The organism is Pedobacter sp. KBW06, from assembly GCF_003852525.1.
Classification (GTDB): domain Bacteria; phylum Bacteroidota; class Bacteroidia; order Sphingobacteriales; family Sphingobacteriaceae; genus Pedobacter.
The window spans coordinates 1,060,121-1,077,281 of the sequence record NZ_QAJL01000001.1 but is presented as its reverse complement, the minus strand read 5'-3'; the positions used below and the strand labels follow the sequence as shown (position 1 = coordinate 1,077,281).

Below are 17,161 nucleotides of genomic sequence, written 5' to 3'. Positions count from 1 at the left end.
TAATTAATTCGTAGATTGTTTTTCTAATCAAAACAAAACCAAATTTAAACTTAAAACAATGGAAAAATCATTAAATCTAAGAAAATTGAACCGTGCTGAGTTGAAAGCAGTACTAGGTGGTATGGGACCTAATTATTGTTTGGATCACGAATGCGACTTGTCATGCAGAGGAAATGATGGTCTGGGAAGCGGATATTGTGACGCAAGAGGCAATTGCAACTGCGACAGATAGTCTCCACCAGGCTAAACTGAAAATGAGGCTGGTCGGTTTTAAAAACAGACCAGCCTCCTGTACTAATTTGATCAGCAGGACCTTAAATTCCCTGCTTTATCCGGTTGGTTTCTGTATCATCCGTCTTTCTGGATGCTTTATTGCCTTTACTGTTTCCAAAACGGTAAAGGATACTGATCATCGTTTTTCTATTGTCCCTATACTGTGTATTGAACTGATGAACACCGTTGACAATCCCTTTGTATTTCCGCTGACTGGTCTTAAAAATATCCGATGAATTGAGAGAGAGGCTTAGTTTCCTTTGCATAAACATAGCCCTTAAACTTAAATCCACTGCATAATAGGATTCACTGATCAGCCGGTCAGACACCTCAGGAAACTGATACCAAAAAGTGGCATTCGCCATTAATGTTTTCTTCGTGTTGAGGGTAAAAGTATTATTGCTAGATACATAACCGCTCCATTGTTTTAACGTTCCTTCCGCAATGGCGCCATTTGATTCAGACCTTTCCATATACACATTGAGCTGATTGTTGTTCTCCCACCAGCTCACTTTATTGATGGTCACCGTTTCACTCAGACCTATGCTTACTGAATTTGCGTAATTCCGTTGTACACGGGATTGAATGTTGCTTTCAGGATCAAAGAAATCAAGGGTACTAAAGCCGTTAGACACGAAATTGGAGTAAACAGAAGTACTCAGCCAATCTTTATAATTGTAATTCAGTTCGAAGTTATTGCTGAAAGATGGTTTCAGGAATGGGTTTCCTTCCTCATAAACGTTAACCGCGCTATAAAACCGGGCCGGATTCAGCAGACTGTAACCGGGGCGGTTAATTCTCCTGCCATAAGTAAAGGAGAAAACATGGTTTTCATTGGGACTATGCTTCAGATAAAATGTAGGAAACAATTGAACGTAATCGTTTTTCTGTGTGGATGTTTGCAGCGGGGAACGACCGGTAGTCTGCGTCATTTCCATTCTTAAACCCAATTTGATACTCCATTTATTGAAATTCTTATCTGCCGTTGCATAGAGCGATTGTGTGTTTTCCTTATAGTCGAACAGATTGTTGTTTAGCACGATCGCATCAGAGGTAGACGCGTAGCTCAGGTTGTTTTTACTTTTGATATTGGAAATTTTAGCCCCCAGCTCCAAACTGGCGAATTGATAAGGCAGGCTGAAGTCTAATTTGCTGGAAAAGATATCAAAACGCTCATTCTGGGCTAAACCAACGGGCTGGTACCGATTCCGCAATTCCTGTTGAGGGGTATAGCTGATACTTTGGAAATGGTTGTCGTCCATCGTTCCATATCTAAAATAGTTGGAGCTAAATTCCATCTTTTTCCCCGCAGTATCAATTTTATGATCAAGGTAGAACTCAAAGTTTCTGAGCGTATATTTCAACTTGTCTCTGCCGCTAAGAATTAAAGTCGAATCTAAAAGCCTGGCCGGAGTATAAAACCCGCTTTTCTCCTTTGTGTCTATGGTAAAATGACGTGCGCCCTCCATGTATTTCAGTCCTATTGTGGTGTTTGCTGTTAAATCGTAATCAACCCTGAGGTCTCCTCTTCCGCCTTTTCCTTTTGTGAGCTCCTCCCTTTGTCGCTCCCACAAGCTTTTTGAACTGGAAAAAGCAGTGAAATACCTGGATTCGATTTCCTGATAAACACCACTCAGGTTACTGCTGATGTGAAGTTTATCCAGGTTATAATTGAAGATCCCGGTCAGGCCTGCGGTATATCTGCTGGCAACAATGCCGCCGGTATTGATCATTCCATTGAAGCCCTGAGCCCCGTTTTTCTTTAACACGATATTGATCAGGCCGGAGTTTCCATCTGCTTCATAACGGGCAGAGGGATTGGTGATAATTTCAACCCTTTTGATATTGGCTGAGGGGATGGACTTCACATAGTTGATCAGATCGGCACCGGAAAGCTGGATCAGTTTATCATTGACCATGATTTTGATGCTGCTCTTGCCGACGATATTGATGCCATTGTCATTGACCCGGACACCGGGTGCTTTGCTTAGGGCATCGATTCCATCTCCGCCAATGGCCGACAAGCTATTTTCTACATTGAATATAATACGGTCGGTTTTGCGGACGATGAGTGCTGGTTTAGCCTCAATATTGACCTCCTTCAACTGTCTGCCCTGAAGATTTAGCCTGACGAGCAGGATGGTGTCCTGATGAAGGACATCCGGTAAATCTACAAACGCAGGTTCAAAACCTATAGCACTGATGAACAGTTGATGCTGTAAGGTTTGTTTTGGGTTCAGCAGAAAGAGGCCACTGCTGTCGGTGATGCTGGTTTGTACAATGGATTTTTCTGATTTTTTCTTGAGAAGGATACTGGCAGAAATTACAGGCCGGTTGTTGCCGTCGATTACTTTTCCCTTAATTAAATGTTGTGCAGATGCAGCTAAAGAGATAAATGTCAGAAGAGTGGTAACTAGATTTCTTTTCAATTGAGTAAGTTTTGGTTTTACTCAGGATGATTTTCTTATAAGTATTCCATAACCTAGGGTTTAATTTTTAACCAGTTGTTTACTTTTTCCATTAAGAGGGTATCTTTCTTCTGATACATAATGGCCTTTGCATAGGCCGGACTGATCTTTTCATCCAGTTGAAGCCAGGAAAGCTCCGGATGTTTCTTTTGCTGATATTTTGCTTCCGTCTCATCCGTAAACATGACATCCGCAGTTTCATTCAGCAAGGCTTTAAAAACCTGCTGATTATCCGGAATCACCCGCAAGTTTGCCTGTCGGATGTGCAACCTTGCAAAAGTTTCATTGGTTCCTCCAATGTTTTCAATCACCCTGACGTTTGGCTGGTCTATGGTCTTGAAGTCCCGGAATCTGGATTGATCTGAAAGGCGAAAAACGGCCACTTTCCGGTCCAGCAGGAGCGGGCTGGAGAAGTTAAATATTTTTGCTCTGGCGGCATTGATGGAAACCCCACCCAGGGCCAGGTCAAACTTATTGGCCAGCAGGTCTTCGCTCAGCGTTTTCCAGCTTGTTTTTACGAATACTGCTTTTTTGCCCAGGTGTTTGGCCAGTGCTAAAGCCAGGCTGATCTCCGTTCCGCTAAATTTACCGCTCAGGGAATCGAAGCTGGTCAGTGGCGGATAATCACCGGTAGTGCCCACCCGAAGTATGGAATCCGGACTGATCCTCGGGCTGCAGGCCAGCAGCAGTAAGGACAGTAAAATACAGCACAGAAAATACCGGTAAAAATGTGGGGTCGTGTTCATCTAGGACAGGGAAAAGTCTATGGCTGCTTTGGTGTGTAATTGTACCGTGTCAAATGAAGGGACAGGGATGTCTTCCGGTTTCAGGAGCAGGGGGATTTCTGTACAGCCTAGTATGATGCCTTCGGCACCTTCATTGATCAGGTTCCGGATAATGGATAAGTAACGGGCTTTTGTTTCCGCTTTGAAAATACCCTGACCCAGCTCATCAAAAATCGAATCATGGATATATGCCCGGTCCCGGGCATTTGGGATCAGCGTTTCAATGCCATGATCTGAAAGTTTTGTCTTGAAGAAATCAAACTCCATCGTGAACCGTGTTCCCAGTAAAGCCACCTTTTTTAAGCCTTGTTTTTGGATTTCAAGCGCTGTTGCAGTAGCCAGGTGAAGGATCGGCAAATGGGTTTCTTTCTGAAGCCTGTCTGCGATGTTGTGTGCCGTAGCGGCACAGAGAACAATGGCTTCTGCTCCGGATGCAGTTAAGGCATTGCAGGCTTTTAAAAACATTTGGAAAATCGTATCCCAGTCGCCGGCATCAATATTCTTCTTGATCTCTGCAAAATTAAAGGAATAGATCATACACTCCGAGAAATTCAATCCTCCCAGTTTTTCGTTAATTCCCTGGTTGATGAGGGTATAATATTCTACCGTTGATACCCAGCTGGTTCCGCCAATAAGTCCTAATAGTTTCATGTCTTCGTTTAATAACACTAAAATACGATGTCTTTGGATTTCTCTATCTATTCCTTTAGAATTTTCATCTTTTTTCGGTTGATATTCAGATAGATTCGGTAAACCATAAAATTCTAACCAAATCACCCTGAAATGAAAAAAATTATGAACCAGAGCCGGGATGCCGGACAAAAATTCTGTAAACAGCGTTTAACACTGCTGGCTGTTGTCATTTTATCCGCAACAATGCTCTCCTGCAAGAAATCTGCTTCCGCTTTGGAAACAGAGCAAGTTAAAGCTGCGGTTTTAAAAAGCAACGCTGTTTATTCCATCCTGAATCCTCAGACAGAATGGATTTTTAACGAAAAGCCAACCACTGAGTCAGAGCAGAGCCGTTTAAAGACCTCTTTAAAAGCGGCAGATTTTGATCCCGTAGGCCTGAGGGTCAAAAGCGGGGTGGCCTTGTCGATCCATGTGGAGGTGCTGACGGCATCTTCGGCATCGCCTCAGTTAATGGTCGGATCCTACGACCGGGGAACGGTAACGACTTATAACCTCCAGCCCGGCAACAACTCCATCAGTCCGACAAATGCAGGAGAATTGTACATTAAGTATGCTTCTGCCAGTCCTTCCGGTGGAAAGCTGAAGATTACCTTTAACAGCGGGCATCTTGGAATGCCTTTTTATGAGCTGGGAAAGACCACACATCAGGAATGGCTGGATGCCCTGGCCAGTGATACCGATACCACCTCTAAAAATGCGATCCTCGTGGCAAACCGTGCTTTTCTGGTGGTTTCTAAAGCCAAAGCGCTGGAGTTTAAAAACGAGGACCAGGACCTCGCCCTGCGCTTAATTGATACGGCTTTAAAAGCTGAAGATGACTTTAGCGGCATGGACAACAGTTCGGCTACCCATGCTTCCCGAAAATTGAAAATTATGGTCACCGAGCGGACTTCCGGTTATATGGATGCCACTTCTTACCGCATCCGAATTGTGACTGCTTCTATTTCAAGGATCCTGAAAGTTTCAGACCTCCAAACCAATGGCTGGGGCGTATGGCATGAATTCGGACATCAGCATCAAATGCACCAGTGGACCTGGAATTCCGTAGTAGGTGAGGTGATGCCGAATATTTATACTTTGGCAGCGAGAAGGGTTGTTCAGCCAGGATCACCGGGATTAACTACCGCTCAATGGAATGATGTCACGACGTTTTTAGCCAAGCCGGCAGCCAGCCGGATTTACGAAGCCAGCAGTACAAGTCTGATCACGAGATTAGGTCTTTTTCAGCAATTATACCTGGCCTTCGGAGATGCTTTCTTTATTAAAGTTCATAAATTCTACCGGGAAAATGTAATCAGCGTGGCCAACGATGAGGAAGAGAAACGCCTGTTCATGATCAATGCCAGCAAGCTCAGCAATAAAAACCTGGTTTCCTTTTTTAAGGCCTGGGGATTTACCGTGAATGCATCTGTTTATGACGAAATCAATGCCTTGAACCTGCCGGCTCCGGCGGTTGACCTGACGACATTGAGGGATTAAGTCCATCAAAAAGGAGTTGCCACAAGCTCTTCCATAGGTAAAACGGATGAACAGGGGCAACTCCTTTTTTAATTGCATCAGAAGATGCACATGAAACCATTATTAATTCGTTTTCGGATATAAAGCTTTGATGGCAACAATATCACTGGCGGTGAAAGGGCGGTTCGTTCCGTCAGAACAAGCCAGCATCCAAGACCCTGGTTCTCCGGCTACCGGTGTTCCGGGGATGTGAATGGCACCAACTCCGCCGTCACCCTCATTGCCCACACTGATTCCAAGCTGTCTTAAAAAAGCTTCCCATGGCGTTAAACCACAGCTATAGGTCCGGTCTGCATAATCGGTATGTCTGAAACCAATGGCATGTCCGATTTCATGGGCAACAACCGTGGCCAGTAAATTGTTATCGGCAAAGTCTTTATTGTAATGGGTATTGCTGAGTTTAATAGGGGTTGCAGGATTTCCATTGGCATCCGGAAATCCGGCCGATTGTCCTAAAACCCTCGGATCGCTAAAGGTTTCTCCTTTGATCAGGATGTCTTCGGTTGTGGCTGAAGCGGAATCGAGTAAAGTAAGGCTTAACTTCAGGCCAAGGTCATTATACCTTTTAATGGCTTCTGTGGTTGCATCTGTAAATACTTTCTGGGCAGCTCCTGCATTCACTTTTATTTTGAGGACCCTCGGCAATCCGGTAACCTGGAAAGTGGTTTTGTACTGCTCGGTGCGTGGCTTGCCTGAAGCGAGTTCTTTAATCAGACCTGCCTGGATAGCCAGATCGGACGGCTTCAGGAAGATGTCACCTTCCACGATATATCCGCCATCGGCTTTAAAAGCGCCTGTTGGCGAAAAACCGGCTTTGGCAATACTGACCTGTTCTTCTTTGGTTAAAACTGCTCCTGTTTCGGTAGGGAGCTCAGTGTTGTTCGTGTTTTTTTTGCAGCTGATGACAATGGTTACAGCCAGCATTACAGCCAGGGTGATTGCCCCTGATTTGATCAATAGGTTTGTTTTCATAAACGGGATGAATAAGTTAGTTAATGGATTCAAGATACTTAAAGCGGATACTTCCTCCATGGGTTCTGCTGATTATGTAAATAATGTATATGCTTTTGTATAGAAAGTATACTTATCTGGTATGCTTTGTAGAAAGAGAAGACTATTTTTATCCTCTGTAGGCAATTTGACCTGGAATAGGGTCTGTTCTTTAGAAGCTGTGTAATGGCTTTGTTACCTGAAAACCAAATATTTTAATTTCACATTCAGAATGAAACCACAATTAATCAAATTGGCGGATAATTTCGGAAGCTCATTTCATGTGCGATTCGACCGTTCCCCGAACATCAATAGCTTTTTACATTACCACCTGGAATCGGAACTGGTCTATGTGAAACGGGGGAGGGGAAGCTGGATCATAGGAGATGAAGAACAGCGGTTTGCAGAAGGGGATGTCTTATTGATTGGTCCTGGCTTGCCGCATTGGTGTAAGTTTGATCCGGCTTTTTTAAATGGGAACGCCGGAGGTGTAGAGGTTTTTGTGATTCATTTTTCGGAGAACTTCTGGGGAACAGAATTTCTCTTTTTACCGGAAAATGCCATCCTGAGGACCTTATTTGAAAAATCAAAAAGCGGCGTTTTTCTACAGGACAGCACAAACCGGTATATCGGTTATTTAATGCACCGTATTGTTCATGTTAAGGGGGCAGCGAGGATCCTGCTGCTGATGGATGTCTTGTTATACATCGGGGACCTCTATACGGATGAAAACCTGATTTGTGCTGCGGGATCCGGGAATGGCTTACCAGGAGTTGGAAATAAACCCATCCATGGAATCTGTGAATACATTATGGCCAATTTCCAGCGAAAGATAGAAATCGAAGAGCTGGCCAGAATTGCCAATATCAGTCCGAATTCCTTTTGCCGGTATTTTAAGACGGAAACCGGACATACCTATATGCGCTTCCTGATAGAAACACGGCTTAAATATGCTTGTCAGCTTTTGCGAAAAGGGGAGTTAAGTGTGAAACAGGTGAGCTATGAAAGCGGCTTTTCCAGCCTCGCCGGATTTCACCGTCATTTCAAAGAAATGACAGGCCAGAGCCCTTTAAATTACCGGAGCGCCAATTTATCCCCAATTAAAGGCTTTTCTTAACCTTGAACATCAAATGGACTTATTTGTATTCCCTCAGTAAGGCCAGTGTGATGATGATCGTTCCGATTTCCTGGTTCTTATGCAGGTATTCTTTAATAGAACGGATGGAACTGACCATGTGGCTGTTTACTGTGGCCACCGTAATCCCAAGTATCTCTGCTGCTTCCTGATAGGATTTACCTTCCATCTTGCAAAGTATAAAGACTTTCCTGCGCGATTCGGAAAGCCGGGAAATGGCCTGCTGAATGATATCCGAAGTCTCTTTGCCAATCAGGGCTTCTTCAGTTTGCATGTAGTAGTCAACGGCGTTCAGGAGCAAACGTTCATGCAGGCGCTTATCTTTAGAAATCTTTCTAAAATAATCGTAAACAAGGTTTTTCGCCACGGTATGCAGAAAAGAAACAAATGACTGTTCAGGCCTGATGTCTTCCCTCATTTTCCAAACCTTCAAAAATAAATCCTGCAGCAATTCATCTGCAACAGATTCATCTTTGACCACGCGGTTGATCTTTTGATATAACGGTTTGCTATAGACCAGATACAACGTGTTAAAAGCAGGTTCATGGCCTTGTTTCAATTGCAATAGCAAAGCCTGCAATGCTTGTGCTTCCAAAAATTTCATTGACGTTTGTATTCTGATTTTCCCCTTATGCTAAATTACATTTTTCGTGATAAAGCATTTTCAATGATATCGATTATTTTTTTATAAACCAGACACTCAGGATGATTGCATTTATTTTTTGATTTTAATTATCTGATTGTTAGCTTTTTATTAAATAATTGTAAATATTTCAAGAAAGACATCAATGTATTTGTGCTTTGCTCCGTATTGGTTTATATAAGGACATCCCTAAAGGCCCTGTTAAATTATGGATCAGTTGAAAGCACTTTTTACAAAATATCTGGACGACAATTGTAGTACTCTTGAAATTAAGTTATTGATGCAGCATTTCAGTGAACTGAAAAATGAAGCTGAACTCAAGGCCTTGATTGCGGCAGAAATGACCAGAGATCCGATGACTAGAGATACAATCGTTAAAAGTCCGGAAGCAGCAACAGAGGATGCTTTGCTGGAGGATCGCATGTTGAAGATTTATGATCAGCTAAAACCAAAGCTTGTTCCGGCTGTTCAGGAGAAATCCATTGTTCGTCCGATCCATACTTATTTAAAATATGCGGCGGCAATAGTCCTTGTGCTTTCAGCCATGTTCTATTTTTACAGGAACAGTGATCAAAGGGATCAACACCAGTATTTAACCGCTCAGCATCAGGGTAATGATGTGAATCCCGGCGGTAATAAAGCCGTTTTAACCCTCGCAGACGGATCGGAAATCTCTTTAACGGATGCCGGAAATGGAGAACTGGCGAGTCAGTCGGGAATTACCATCACCAAAACCAGAGATGGGGAACTGGTGTATGAAACGGAAAAAAACAATACTACCGCTTCAAGACAATACAATACCATCAGTACGCCAGCGGGCGGACAATACCAGATTAACCTTCCTGATGGCAGTAAGGTCTGGCTCAATGCCATGTCTTCTTTAAAATATCCGACCTCATTTGATGGCAGGGACCGTAAGGTAATCCTTAGCGGAGAGGCCTATTTTGAAATTGCCAGAGATGCCTCCAGGCCTTTTGTGGTGAGCTCCAGCCGGGCGGGCAGGGAACAGGAAGTCATTGTTCTCGGGACGCATTTTAACATTGACAGTTATGCCGACGAAGCGGCGATTAAAACTACTTTACTCGAAGGACGTGTGAAAGTGGCGACTGCCGGCAAAGCCAGAATACTTAAACCAGGTCAGCAATCTGCGGTTTCCGACCAGATTATGGTTAGCGAAGTGGATGTAAACCAGGTGCTCGACTGGAAAAACGGGAATTTTTACTTTTACGATGAAAACATCAGGACAGTGATGCGCAAACTCGCACGCTGGTATGATATCGATGTGGTGTACCAGGGTAAAGTACCCGATTACGGTTTCGATGCAGAGATCTCCAGAACCAAAAAGCTCTCTGAGATCCTGAAAGGTTTTGAAACCACCGGACAAATTCACTTTAAAATTGAAGGAAGGAGGGTGACCGTTATGCAGTAAATCTACAAACGTAGTTGAACTACAACGGTAAATCAAAAAAAGGTCAGGAGTGCTTGGACCCACCCCTGACCATATGGCTTGATTTACTTAGAATAATGTTTCGCACACTATAATTAACTAGAACCAAACCAACGCCCTAAACCTAATCAGGGACCTAAAATTCAAATGTATGAAATTTTATGCGCTATTTAAACGCGGGTATTTTGCCTGCGTGGCACAAACAATTTTGTGTATTATGGATGCGGTAATACAGCTGGCTCGTAATACAGATCAAAGAAAACTGATTATGCGAATCAACCTCACCGTAATCCTGTTAACCAGCTGCTTGCTCCAGGTAAGCGCCAGCAGTTATGCACAGAAAATAAACCTGACTAAAACCAATGTTTCCCTGACGGAGGTTTTTAAAGAAATCAGAAAGCAAAGCGGATATGATTTTATCTATGCCACACCACAGCTTAAGCTGGCCAGAAAAGTAGATGTCTTTGCCCGCAACGCTTCCCTGACCGAAGTGCTGGACAAATGTTTCGCCAATCAGCCATTTACCTATGAGGTACAAAATAAAACCATCGTAATCCGGGAAAGGAACGACTTTAATGCGGTAAAGATCATCAGGGGAAAAGTGGTTGATAATGTAGACGGTAAACCATTACCGGGAGTAACGGTGCTCATTAAGGGCACAAAAAATGCTGTTCAGACTGATGAAAGAGGAATGTTTACTTTAAACGTTCCCGAAGGGGCACAAACACTTGTGGTCCGTTTTATCGGCTATAAAACACAGGAAATTCCTTTGGGGAACTTCCTCCTGTTTAGCATCAGGCTGGTCGAAGATCAGCAATCGCTTAGCGATGTGGTAGTAATGGGGGTATTTGAACGCCCGGTAGAAAACTTTACCGGTTCCGCCAGAACGATAGAGGGACAGGACCTGAAGAGGGTCAATTCCAACAGCATTTTTTCTGCCATTGCAGCGCTGGATCCTGCATTGCGACTGGTGCCGAACAACGTGATGGGTGGAAATATCAACCAATTACCGGAAATCCAGCTTAGGGGAGCCAATTCACTGCCCAACCTGACAGGTGAGTTTGCAGAAAATCCAAACGCACCTTTATTCATCCTCGATGGTTTCCAGGTAGGTGCCCAAAGGATTTTTGACCTGGACATGAACATGATCAAATCGGTGACGATTTTAAAGGATGCTTCCGCTACCGCGATCTATGGCTCAAGGGGCGCAAACGGCGTCCTGGTCATTACCACCATCACCCCAAAAGCAGGAAAAATCCAGGTCACGGTAAACAATGATTTCAGGTTAACCAGGCCGGATCTTTCGGTATACAACCTGCTCAATGCCACAGAAAAACTGGATTTTGAAAAAAGAGTCGGCTTTTATACCGGAATTCAGTCCAATCAGCAATTTATACTGGACGAGATTTACAACAACAGGGCAAGGGCCGTTGCCTCCGGGGTAAATACCGACTGGTTGTCGTTCCCCGTACAAACCGGAACCAGCAACAGGACTTCGGTATATGTAGAAGGAGGGGATGAGTTTATCCGCTATGGCCTGCAGATGACCGGGGATCTTCAGAAAGGCGTGATGAAAGGACAGAACCGCAACAATTACTCAGGGCAGTTCGACCTGAGCTACAACGTGAAAAAACTGCGTTTCAGAAACTCTATCCGCCTGTTTCAAAATGTAGCCAATGAATCGCCCTATGGCGCTTTCTCTCAATACGCATTGATGAACCCTTACTGGAAACCCTTCGACGAAAATGGCAATCCGATAAAGATCATGGAAAGCAACAGCATCGGAACTTTTAGCAATCCGCTATACGATGCCAGCTTAAATACAATTAATAAATCACAGTATTTTGGCCTTTCCAATAACCTGCAGGTCCGCTGGAACGTGATGCCTGCACTTTATATAGAGACTGCATTCAGCCTCAATAAGCAGACGGGCTCTTCCGACCGGTTTTTTCCGGCTCAGCATTCCTTGTTTAACAATGAGAAAGATCTGAAAAGAAAAGGATCTTATGATGTGGGCAACAACAACTCCCTTGGCTTTGAAAGTCTAACGACCGCCAATTACAACAAAAGCATTGGCAGGCATTTGATCTATTCTACCTTAGGACTCAATGTTGCCAGCGCTTCGAGTAATTTCTACAACGTATCGACCGTAGGTTTTCCCTTCGATCAATTGGATAACCTGCTTTTCGCGAGTCAGTATAAACCAGATGCGCGGCCTACCGGAGATGAAAGTACGGTAAGAAGACTCGGGCTCCTGCTCAATGCCAATTATGCTTACGACAACCGCTACCTGGCTGATGTTTCGGTAAGAAGGGATGGTTCTTCTCAGTTTGGGGCCAATAAGCGTTACGGTACTTTCTGGTCTGCAGGGATGGGCTGGAATGTTCACAATGAAGCTTTTTTTAAAAGAAATCCCAATGTGAACCGCTTGAAATTAAGGGCGAGCTACGGATCTTCGGGCTCTTTGAATATTCCGGCTTACCGTGCGCAGACCCGTTATACCTTTGGCGTTGAAAATGTCTACGACGGAGATCTGGGAGCGGGCATTATGAGCCTTGGAAATACGGAACTGGGCTGGCAGGATGTACGCACCTTAAACCTTGGTCTGGATGTGACACTGTTTAAAGAACGCCTGGATATGCGTTTTGAACATTACAGAAGTTTGACCCACAATACCATTACCAATGTTTCACTCGCACCTTCCAATGGTTTCGCAGATTATTCTGAAAACCTGGGCAAAATCCAGAATACAGGATACGAATTGTTTGCACGTTACAAGATCATTGACAACAAGCAAAAAGGACTGATCTGGTCTGTAAATGTCGCGGCGGTAACGAATAAAAACATACTTAAGGAGCTTTCCAATAAACTGAAGGCCAGTAATACCAAGGCAAATGCAGGTAGTAACCAGAAAGTACCCAATCTGATTCTTGAAGAAGGACAGGCCATCAACACCCTGTTTGTGGTGCGCTCACTGGGAGTAGATCCTATAACCGGAGCAGAGGTCCTGCTTAAAAAAGATGGCACAACCACCTTTACCTGGAGTGCGGCCGACAAGGTTGCCGTTGGGGTAACCGATCCGAAATGGAACGGTACGTTTGGTACCAATCTGAACTACAGAGGGCTGGAGGTCAGTTTGATTTTTAGCTACCGTTTTGGCGGACAGATTTATAACCAGACACTCGTGGATAAAGTGCAGGGCGCGGATACCAGGTACAATGTAGACCGCAGGGCTTACGACCTGGGCTGGACGAAACCCGGTGATGAATCTATGTTTACCAAATTTGGAACGAATACGGTATTCACCAGACTGAGCTCGAGGTTTGTACAGGACGATAATTCCCTGAACCTGAACTCCGCAGCCATCGGTTATAACTTTCAAAAACATGCCTTCGTGAAGAAAATGGGACTGAGTAGTTTATCCATTAATGCAAGTACCAATGACCTGTTTACCCTGAGCTCTGTTCAGCTGGAACGGGGTACAAATAATCCATTTTCAAGGACATACTCCTTGTCAGTAAGGGCAGGCTTTTAACATGAACTGTATAGACATGAAAACAAAAATCAAAATATTTGCTGCACTGACCATGTTGCTGGTGGTTCTGGGCACAGGATGTAAAAAATTTCTGGAAGTCGATCCCAAATCCACCATCGGTGAAGAGGAACTCTTTAACTCAGAAATTGGCTTTCAGCAGGCATTAACGGGCCTGTATTCACAAATGGCAAGCAGGGATTTATATGGTGATAACCTCAGTATGGGCTTCAGCAGCTTAATTGCGCAAAATTATAGCACGAGTTTAAGTGGTGTTTTTTCCTTTCCCACTACTGTAGCCCTTAATTTTAAAGGCAATGATGCGGTGCCGCTGGTTTCCGGAATCTGGACAAAAGGTTACAATACCATTGCTGCGGCAAACAATATCCTGAGCAAGATCGACAACAAACAAAGCATTTTTACGGGCAATCATTATGCACTGGTCAAAGGAGAAGCCCTGGGCTTACGTGCCTACCTGCATTTCGACCTGTTGCGTTTGTTCGGTGCCAACTTTGCAACCAATCCGGGTAAAAAAGCCATTCCTTTTCGTACGGAATTGAACGCATTATCTAAAGTGCCATCTACCGTTGATGAGGTCTCTGCAGCTATCCTCGCAGACCTGAAAACAGCGGAAGCGCTGATGAAAGGCAAGGAGCCCATTGCGACAGAAAAAAGCAGGCGTTTCCGCATGAATTATTATGCCATTAAAGCCCTTCAGGCCCGGGTATATCTGTTCAGAGGAGATAAAATCAATGCCGCCGCAGCAGCTAATGAAGTGGTCAATTCCGGTATCTTTACCCTGATCGATCCTAAAAGCGTATCTGCACCTGCAGCCAGTCGTGACCGTACCTTTTCCACAGAACAGGTCTTTGCCATCAGGGTAAAAGACATGAGAACCTGGGTAGAAACGGACAATGCTTATTTCAAGTCGGTGAGCGACAACAGAAAGAACCTGACCCGGATCCTGACCGATTTTCAAACCTTATACGAGACCGGTGCAGGCGGGGGTACGGATATTCGTTTTGCAAACCTGATCGAGGCCGATGGACTGACCTATTTTTGTACCAAGTACTGGCAAACATGGGTAGGTACTGTAGAAAATGACCGTCTGGACCAGAACGTTTCTTTAATGCGTTTATCTGAAATGTATTACATCCTCGCAGAAACTGCTGCTACTCCGGATGAAGGCCTGGTCTTTCTGAATAAGGTTCGGGAAAAAAGAGTGATTCCGGTGATTGCTGCAGGTATCACTGCCCAGCGCCTCAGCGAGGAGATCACCAAAGAATATCAGAAGGATTTTTATGCTGAAGGACAGCTGTTTTATTATTATAAACGCAAGGTCGCCAACAGGATGCAGTTTTCCAGCAGAAACCTTACAGAAGCCAGTTACATCGTTCCCGTGCCGGACAATGAGCTCGAATTTAATCCAAATTACAACTAAACCAAAAGGACATGAAATACCTATCAATCATATTTGTGATGCTGATGATGATGTTGGCATCCTGTAAAAAGGATCCGGATGCGGTGTTTTCCGGAAAGGATGGCATTACTTTTTACTATAAATCAGGTGCAGAACAGGACAGTGTGAGTTACTCTTTCAAGTTCAATAAGGTTCCAAAAACAAGGGATACTGTCTGGATCAAAATGCGCCTGGTAGGAAAACTATCCGGGAAAGCAAGGAAAATTAAAGTCATTGCAGGTGCAGGGACAACAGCGACCCAGGGCAGCCATTTTATATTGCCCGATTTTGTTCTTCCGGCCGACTCTTTTCAGGTCAGGTATCCGCTGGTATTGCTCAGCAGCGATGATTTAAACACCAAAGCAGTGAGGCTCGTTCTGCAGATTGCAGAGAGCGAAGACCTGGTCGTGGGAACAAGAGGGGCGGCAGACGTCAGCACGGTAAATGCCGTTCAGTTCAAGGTCAATTTCAGCAACCGCTTGATTAAACCTGATTATTGGAGTTACATCGCCTATTACATTGGAGAATACAGTGCCGTAAGGTATCAGTTTATGATCGATGTTTTTGGGATGTCAGACTTCAGGCCGGATACCAAGGGCGGGATCATCGGCTATGCCCAATGGGTAAACATCAAAGGGAGGCTAAGGAATGCACTTGATGAATATGTTAGTCAGCATGGGCCATTGCTAGATGAAAATGGCGGAAAAGTAGAATTTCCATTGTAAAAATGAACTTTATGCGAATCAAAGAAATCATATGGGGGACCTGCATTTGCAGCCTTCTGTTTGCCTGTAAAAAGGACAACAATAAATACAATTACAGCAATGTCAATGAGCTGAACATTACCGGCCCGAAAGAAGAAATTCTGGTTGTTCAGCGGGATACCATTCGTGTTAATCCTGTCATCACTGAATCGCAGTCCGGAAGTGGCCCATATACCTATAAATGGGAAATTTACCGGTCTAAGGATCTGAACAGCTGGGAGATTACGCCGATCAATCCTGCGACCACTTCAACGGTCCTTTCCACAGAAAAGAACCTGAAGGTTCCTGCATTGGCGGCCCCGGGTACCTATCTGCTGCAATACACAATAACCGATACCAAAACAACTTTAAGGCAGTCGGTCCGCTATCCGCTTACCATAAATGGTAAATATTATGAGGGCTGGCTGGTCATGGCCGATAAAGCAGGGAAAACAGAACTTTCTTTTGTACGCCAGGATGGAACTGTCTTTCCTGATGTCATTGGTATTTCAAACCCCGGCCTGAGCTTAAGCGGTAAACCTCTGGCGGCTTTTTCCGGCATTCAAAGCAAACTGGAAGATGTAAACGTTTTTACCGATCAGGGAATGTACCGCTTCAGTGCCAATGATTTTGCTTTTACGGGCAAATCTCCGGATCTTTTTGAAAAGCCGATCAACCCGGTAGTGAACCCGGCTTATGCAGTAAACAGCGTTAATTTTGACCAGTACGTGGTCAGCAATGGTAATGTATACGGGACTTTGGCCCCCAACCAGGGGATTGCAAAGTATTCGGAGCGTTTTAACGGACCTGCAGGCTATTCGGTATTCCCTTATTTTATGAGTGGAAACCAGTTCTGGACCTTATTTTACGATAATATTGGCAAGCGTTTCCTGCATGCCACTTATACCAGCCGCTCCTTTAGTACGTTTCCTGCAAATACAGAAACCGGGATTGCGTTTGACATGAGTAATGTTGGGAAAACAATGATCGGGGGAGACAGAGGTCCCAATACGGAATATTTCCTGGTGATGAAAGATGCAAGCGCTTATTACCTCTGCTCGGTGTTGCCGAATAACAAAAAGCCGGCAGGTGTGATGGACAAAATGGATGCTGCGCCCGAAATCGATAAAGCTGTTCTTTTTGCCGCTTCGGAGGTCAATAAGCAGTTGTATTATGCCGTTGCCAACAAAATTTACCTTTACGATGTGCTCGCCAAAACAGCTAGACTGGTCTACACTTTTCCTGCTAACCAGCAGATCAAAGACCTGAAAATGTTTAAAGGGCAGGAATGGGGCAAATCGAATCCGCTGTATAATACCCGCCTGGTAGTGGCAACCTATAATGGAGCCGAAGGCGAGCTGTATTACCTTGATCTTTTACCGATCGGTGATGTAGCGAATGGTACCTATAGCAAGAAATTTGGCGGCTTTGGCAACATTCTGCAAATCAATTACCGTAACCCTAACCTATAATCT

12 protein-coding genes are annotated in these 17,161 nt (G+C 44.3%); 7 read left to right on the top strand and 5 right to left on the bottom strand.

Annotation, left to right across the window (positions count from 1 at the left end; all coding sequences use genetic code 11):
• Positions 1-314 precede the first annotated feature (314 nt).
• The 3 genes from DBR43_RS04275 to DBR43_RS04265 are packed head-to-tail and all read right to left on the bottom strand — an operon-like array spanning position 315 to position 4,177.
• A complete protein-coding gene (locus tag DBR43_RS04275) occupies positions 315-2,702 on the bottom strand; it encodes a TonB-dependent receptor (protein ID WP_124578224.1) in 2,388 nt (795 codons plus the stop codon).
• A 53-nt stretch (positions 2,703-2,755) separates the two neighbouring features.
• Positions 2,756-3,487: a transporter substrate-binding domain-containing protein gene (locus tag DBR43_RS04270; RefSeq protein ID WP_124578222.1), complete on the bottom strand. Its 732-nt coding sequence runs from the start codon at positions 3,485-3,487 to the stop codon at positions 2,756-2,758.
• Positions 3,488-4,177: an aspartate/glutamate racemase family protein gene (locus DBR43_RS04265; RefSeq protein WP_124578220.1), complete on the bottom strand. Its 690-nt coding sequence runs from the start codon at positions 4,175-4,177 to the stop codon at positions 3,488-3,490.
• 132 nt (positions 4,178-4,309) lie between these two features.
• Between DBR43_RS04265 and DBR43_RS04260 the strand changes: the two genes are divergently transcribed.
• Complete coding sequence (locus tag DBR43_RS04260; RefSeq protein ID WP_124578218.1) at positions 4,310-5,698, top strand: M60 family metallopeptidase; 1,389 nt, start codon at positions 4,310-4,312, stop codon at positions 5,696-5,698.
• A gap of 102 nt (positions 5,699-5,800) precedes the next feature.
• On the opposite strand, the gene DBR43_RS04255 is transcribed toward DBR43_RS04260, so the two are convergent.
• The gene (locus tag DBR43_RS04255; protein WP_158622423.1) at positions 5,801-6,709 is read right to left on the bottom strand and encodes a M57 family metalloprotease; all 909 of its coding nucleotides are present in this window, start codon (positions 6,707-6,709) and stop codon (positions 5,801-5,803) included.
• Between the two features lie 250 nt (positions 6,710-6,959).
• Between DBR43_RS04255 and DBR43_RS04250 the strand changes: the two genes are divergently transcribed.
• Entirely contained in the window at positions 6,960-7,844 is an 885-nt protein-coding gene (locus tag DBR43_RS04250) for a helix-turn-helix domain-containing protein (RefSeq protein WP_124578215.1), read from the top strand.
• 19 nt (positions 7,845-7,863) lie between these two features.
• Here the strand turns inward: DBR43_RS04250 and DBR43_RS04245 are convergent, their stop codons facing one another.
• On the bottom strand, positions 7,864-8,466 hold the full coding sequence (locus DBR43_RS04245) for an RNA polymerase sigma factor (protein WP_124578213.1): 603 nt from the start codon (positions 8,464-8,466) through the stop codon (positions 7,864-7,866).
• A 247-nt stretch (positions 8,467-8,713) separates the two neighbouring features.
• On the opposite strand from DBR43_RS04245, the gene DBR43_RS04240 reads away from it, so the two are divergent.
• The 5 genes from DBR43_RS04240 to DBR43_RS04220 all read left to right on the top strand — a co-directional run bounded on the left by DBR43_RS04240 (position 8,714) and on the right by DBR43_RS04220 (position 17,158).
• Positions 8,714-9,934 carry a FecR family protein gene (locus tag DBR43_RS04240; protein WP_124578211.1) on the top strand — a complete coding sequence of 407 codons (1,221 nt, stop codon included), beginning with the start codon at positions 8,714-8,716 and terminating at the stop codon, positions 9,932-9,934.
• A 286-nt stretch (positions 9,935-10,220) separates the two neighbouring features.
• Positions 10,221-13,487, top strand: a complete 3,267-nt coding sequence (locus DBR43_RS04235) for a SusC/RagA family TonB-linked outer membrane protein (RefSeq protein ID WP_233602858.1) — start codon at positions 10,221-10,223, stop codon at positions 13,485-13,487.
• Between the two features lie 16 nt (positions 13,488-13,503).
• Positions 13,504-14,925, top strand: coding sequence for a RagB/SusD family nutrient uptake outer membrane protein (locus DBR43_RS04230; RefSeq protein ID WP_158622422.1), 1,422 nt, complete (start codon positions 13,504-13,506; stop codon positions 14,923-14,925).
• An 11-nt stretch (positions 14,926-14,936) separates the two neighbouring features.
• Positions 14,937-15,668: a DUF4843 domain-containing protein gene (locus DBR43_RS04225; protein ID WP_124578205.1), complete on the top strand. Its 732-nt coding sequence runs from the start codon at positions 14,937-14,939 to the stop codon at positions 15,666-15,668.
• An 11-nt stretch (positions 15,669-15,679) separates the two neighbouring features.
• Entirely contained in the window at positions 15,680-17,158 is a 1,479-nt protein-coding gene (locus DBR43_RS04220) for a PKD-like family lipoprotein (protein WP_158622421.1), read from the top strand.
• The last annotated feature ends 3 nt before the right edge of the window (positions 17,159-17,161 follow it).

Excerpts from the sequence above, each read along its gene's own strand:
- DBR43_RS04270 (WP_124578222.1), bottom strand. The coding sequence starts at position 3,487 with ATGAACACGACCCCACATTTTTACCGGTATTTTCTGTGCTGTATTTTA.
- DBR43_RS04240 (WP_124578211.1), top strand. The coding sequence starts at position 8,714 with ATGGATCAGTTGAAAGCACTTTTTACAAAATATCTGGACGACAATTGT.
- DBR43_RS04235 (WP_233602858.1), top strand. The coding sequence starts at position 10,221 with ATGCGAATCAACCTCACCGTAATCCTGTTAACCAGCTGCTTGCTCCAG.
- DBR43_RS04260 (WP_124578218.1), top strand. The coding sequence starts at position 4,310 with ATGAAAAAAATTATGAACCAGAGCCGGGATGCCGGACAAAAATTCTGT.
- DBR43_RS04220 (WP_158622421.1), top strand. The coding sequence starts at position 15,680 with ATGCGAATCAAAGAAATCATATGGGGGACCTGCATTTGCAGCCTTCTG.
- DBR43_RS04265 (WP_124578220.1), bottom strand. The coding sequence starts at position 4,177 with ATGAAACTATTAGGACTTATTGGCGGAACCAGCTGGGTATCAACGGTA.
- DBR43_RS04255 (WP_158622423.1), bottom strand. The coding sequence starts at position 6,709 with ATGAAAACAAACCTATTGATCAAATCAGGGGCAATCACCCTGGCTGTA.
- DBR43_RS04250 (WP_124578215.1), top strand. The coding sequence starts at position 6,960 with ATGAAACCACAATTAATCAAATTGGCGGATAATTTCGGAAGCTCATTT.
- DBR43_RS04230 (WP_158622422.1), top strand. The coding sequence starts at position 13,504 with ATGAAAACAAAAATCAAAATATTTGCTGCACTGACCATGTTGCTGGTG.
- DBR43_RS04245 (WP_124578213.1), bottom strand. The coding sequence starts at position 8,466 with ATGAAATTTTTGGAAGCACAAGCATTGCAGGCTTTGCTATTGCAATTG.
- DBR43_RS04225 (WP_124578205.1), top strand. The coding sequence starts at position 14,937 with ATGAAATACCTATCAATCATATTTGTGATGCTGATGATGATGTTGGCA.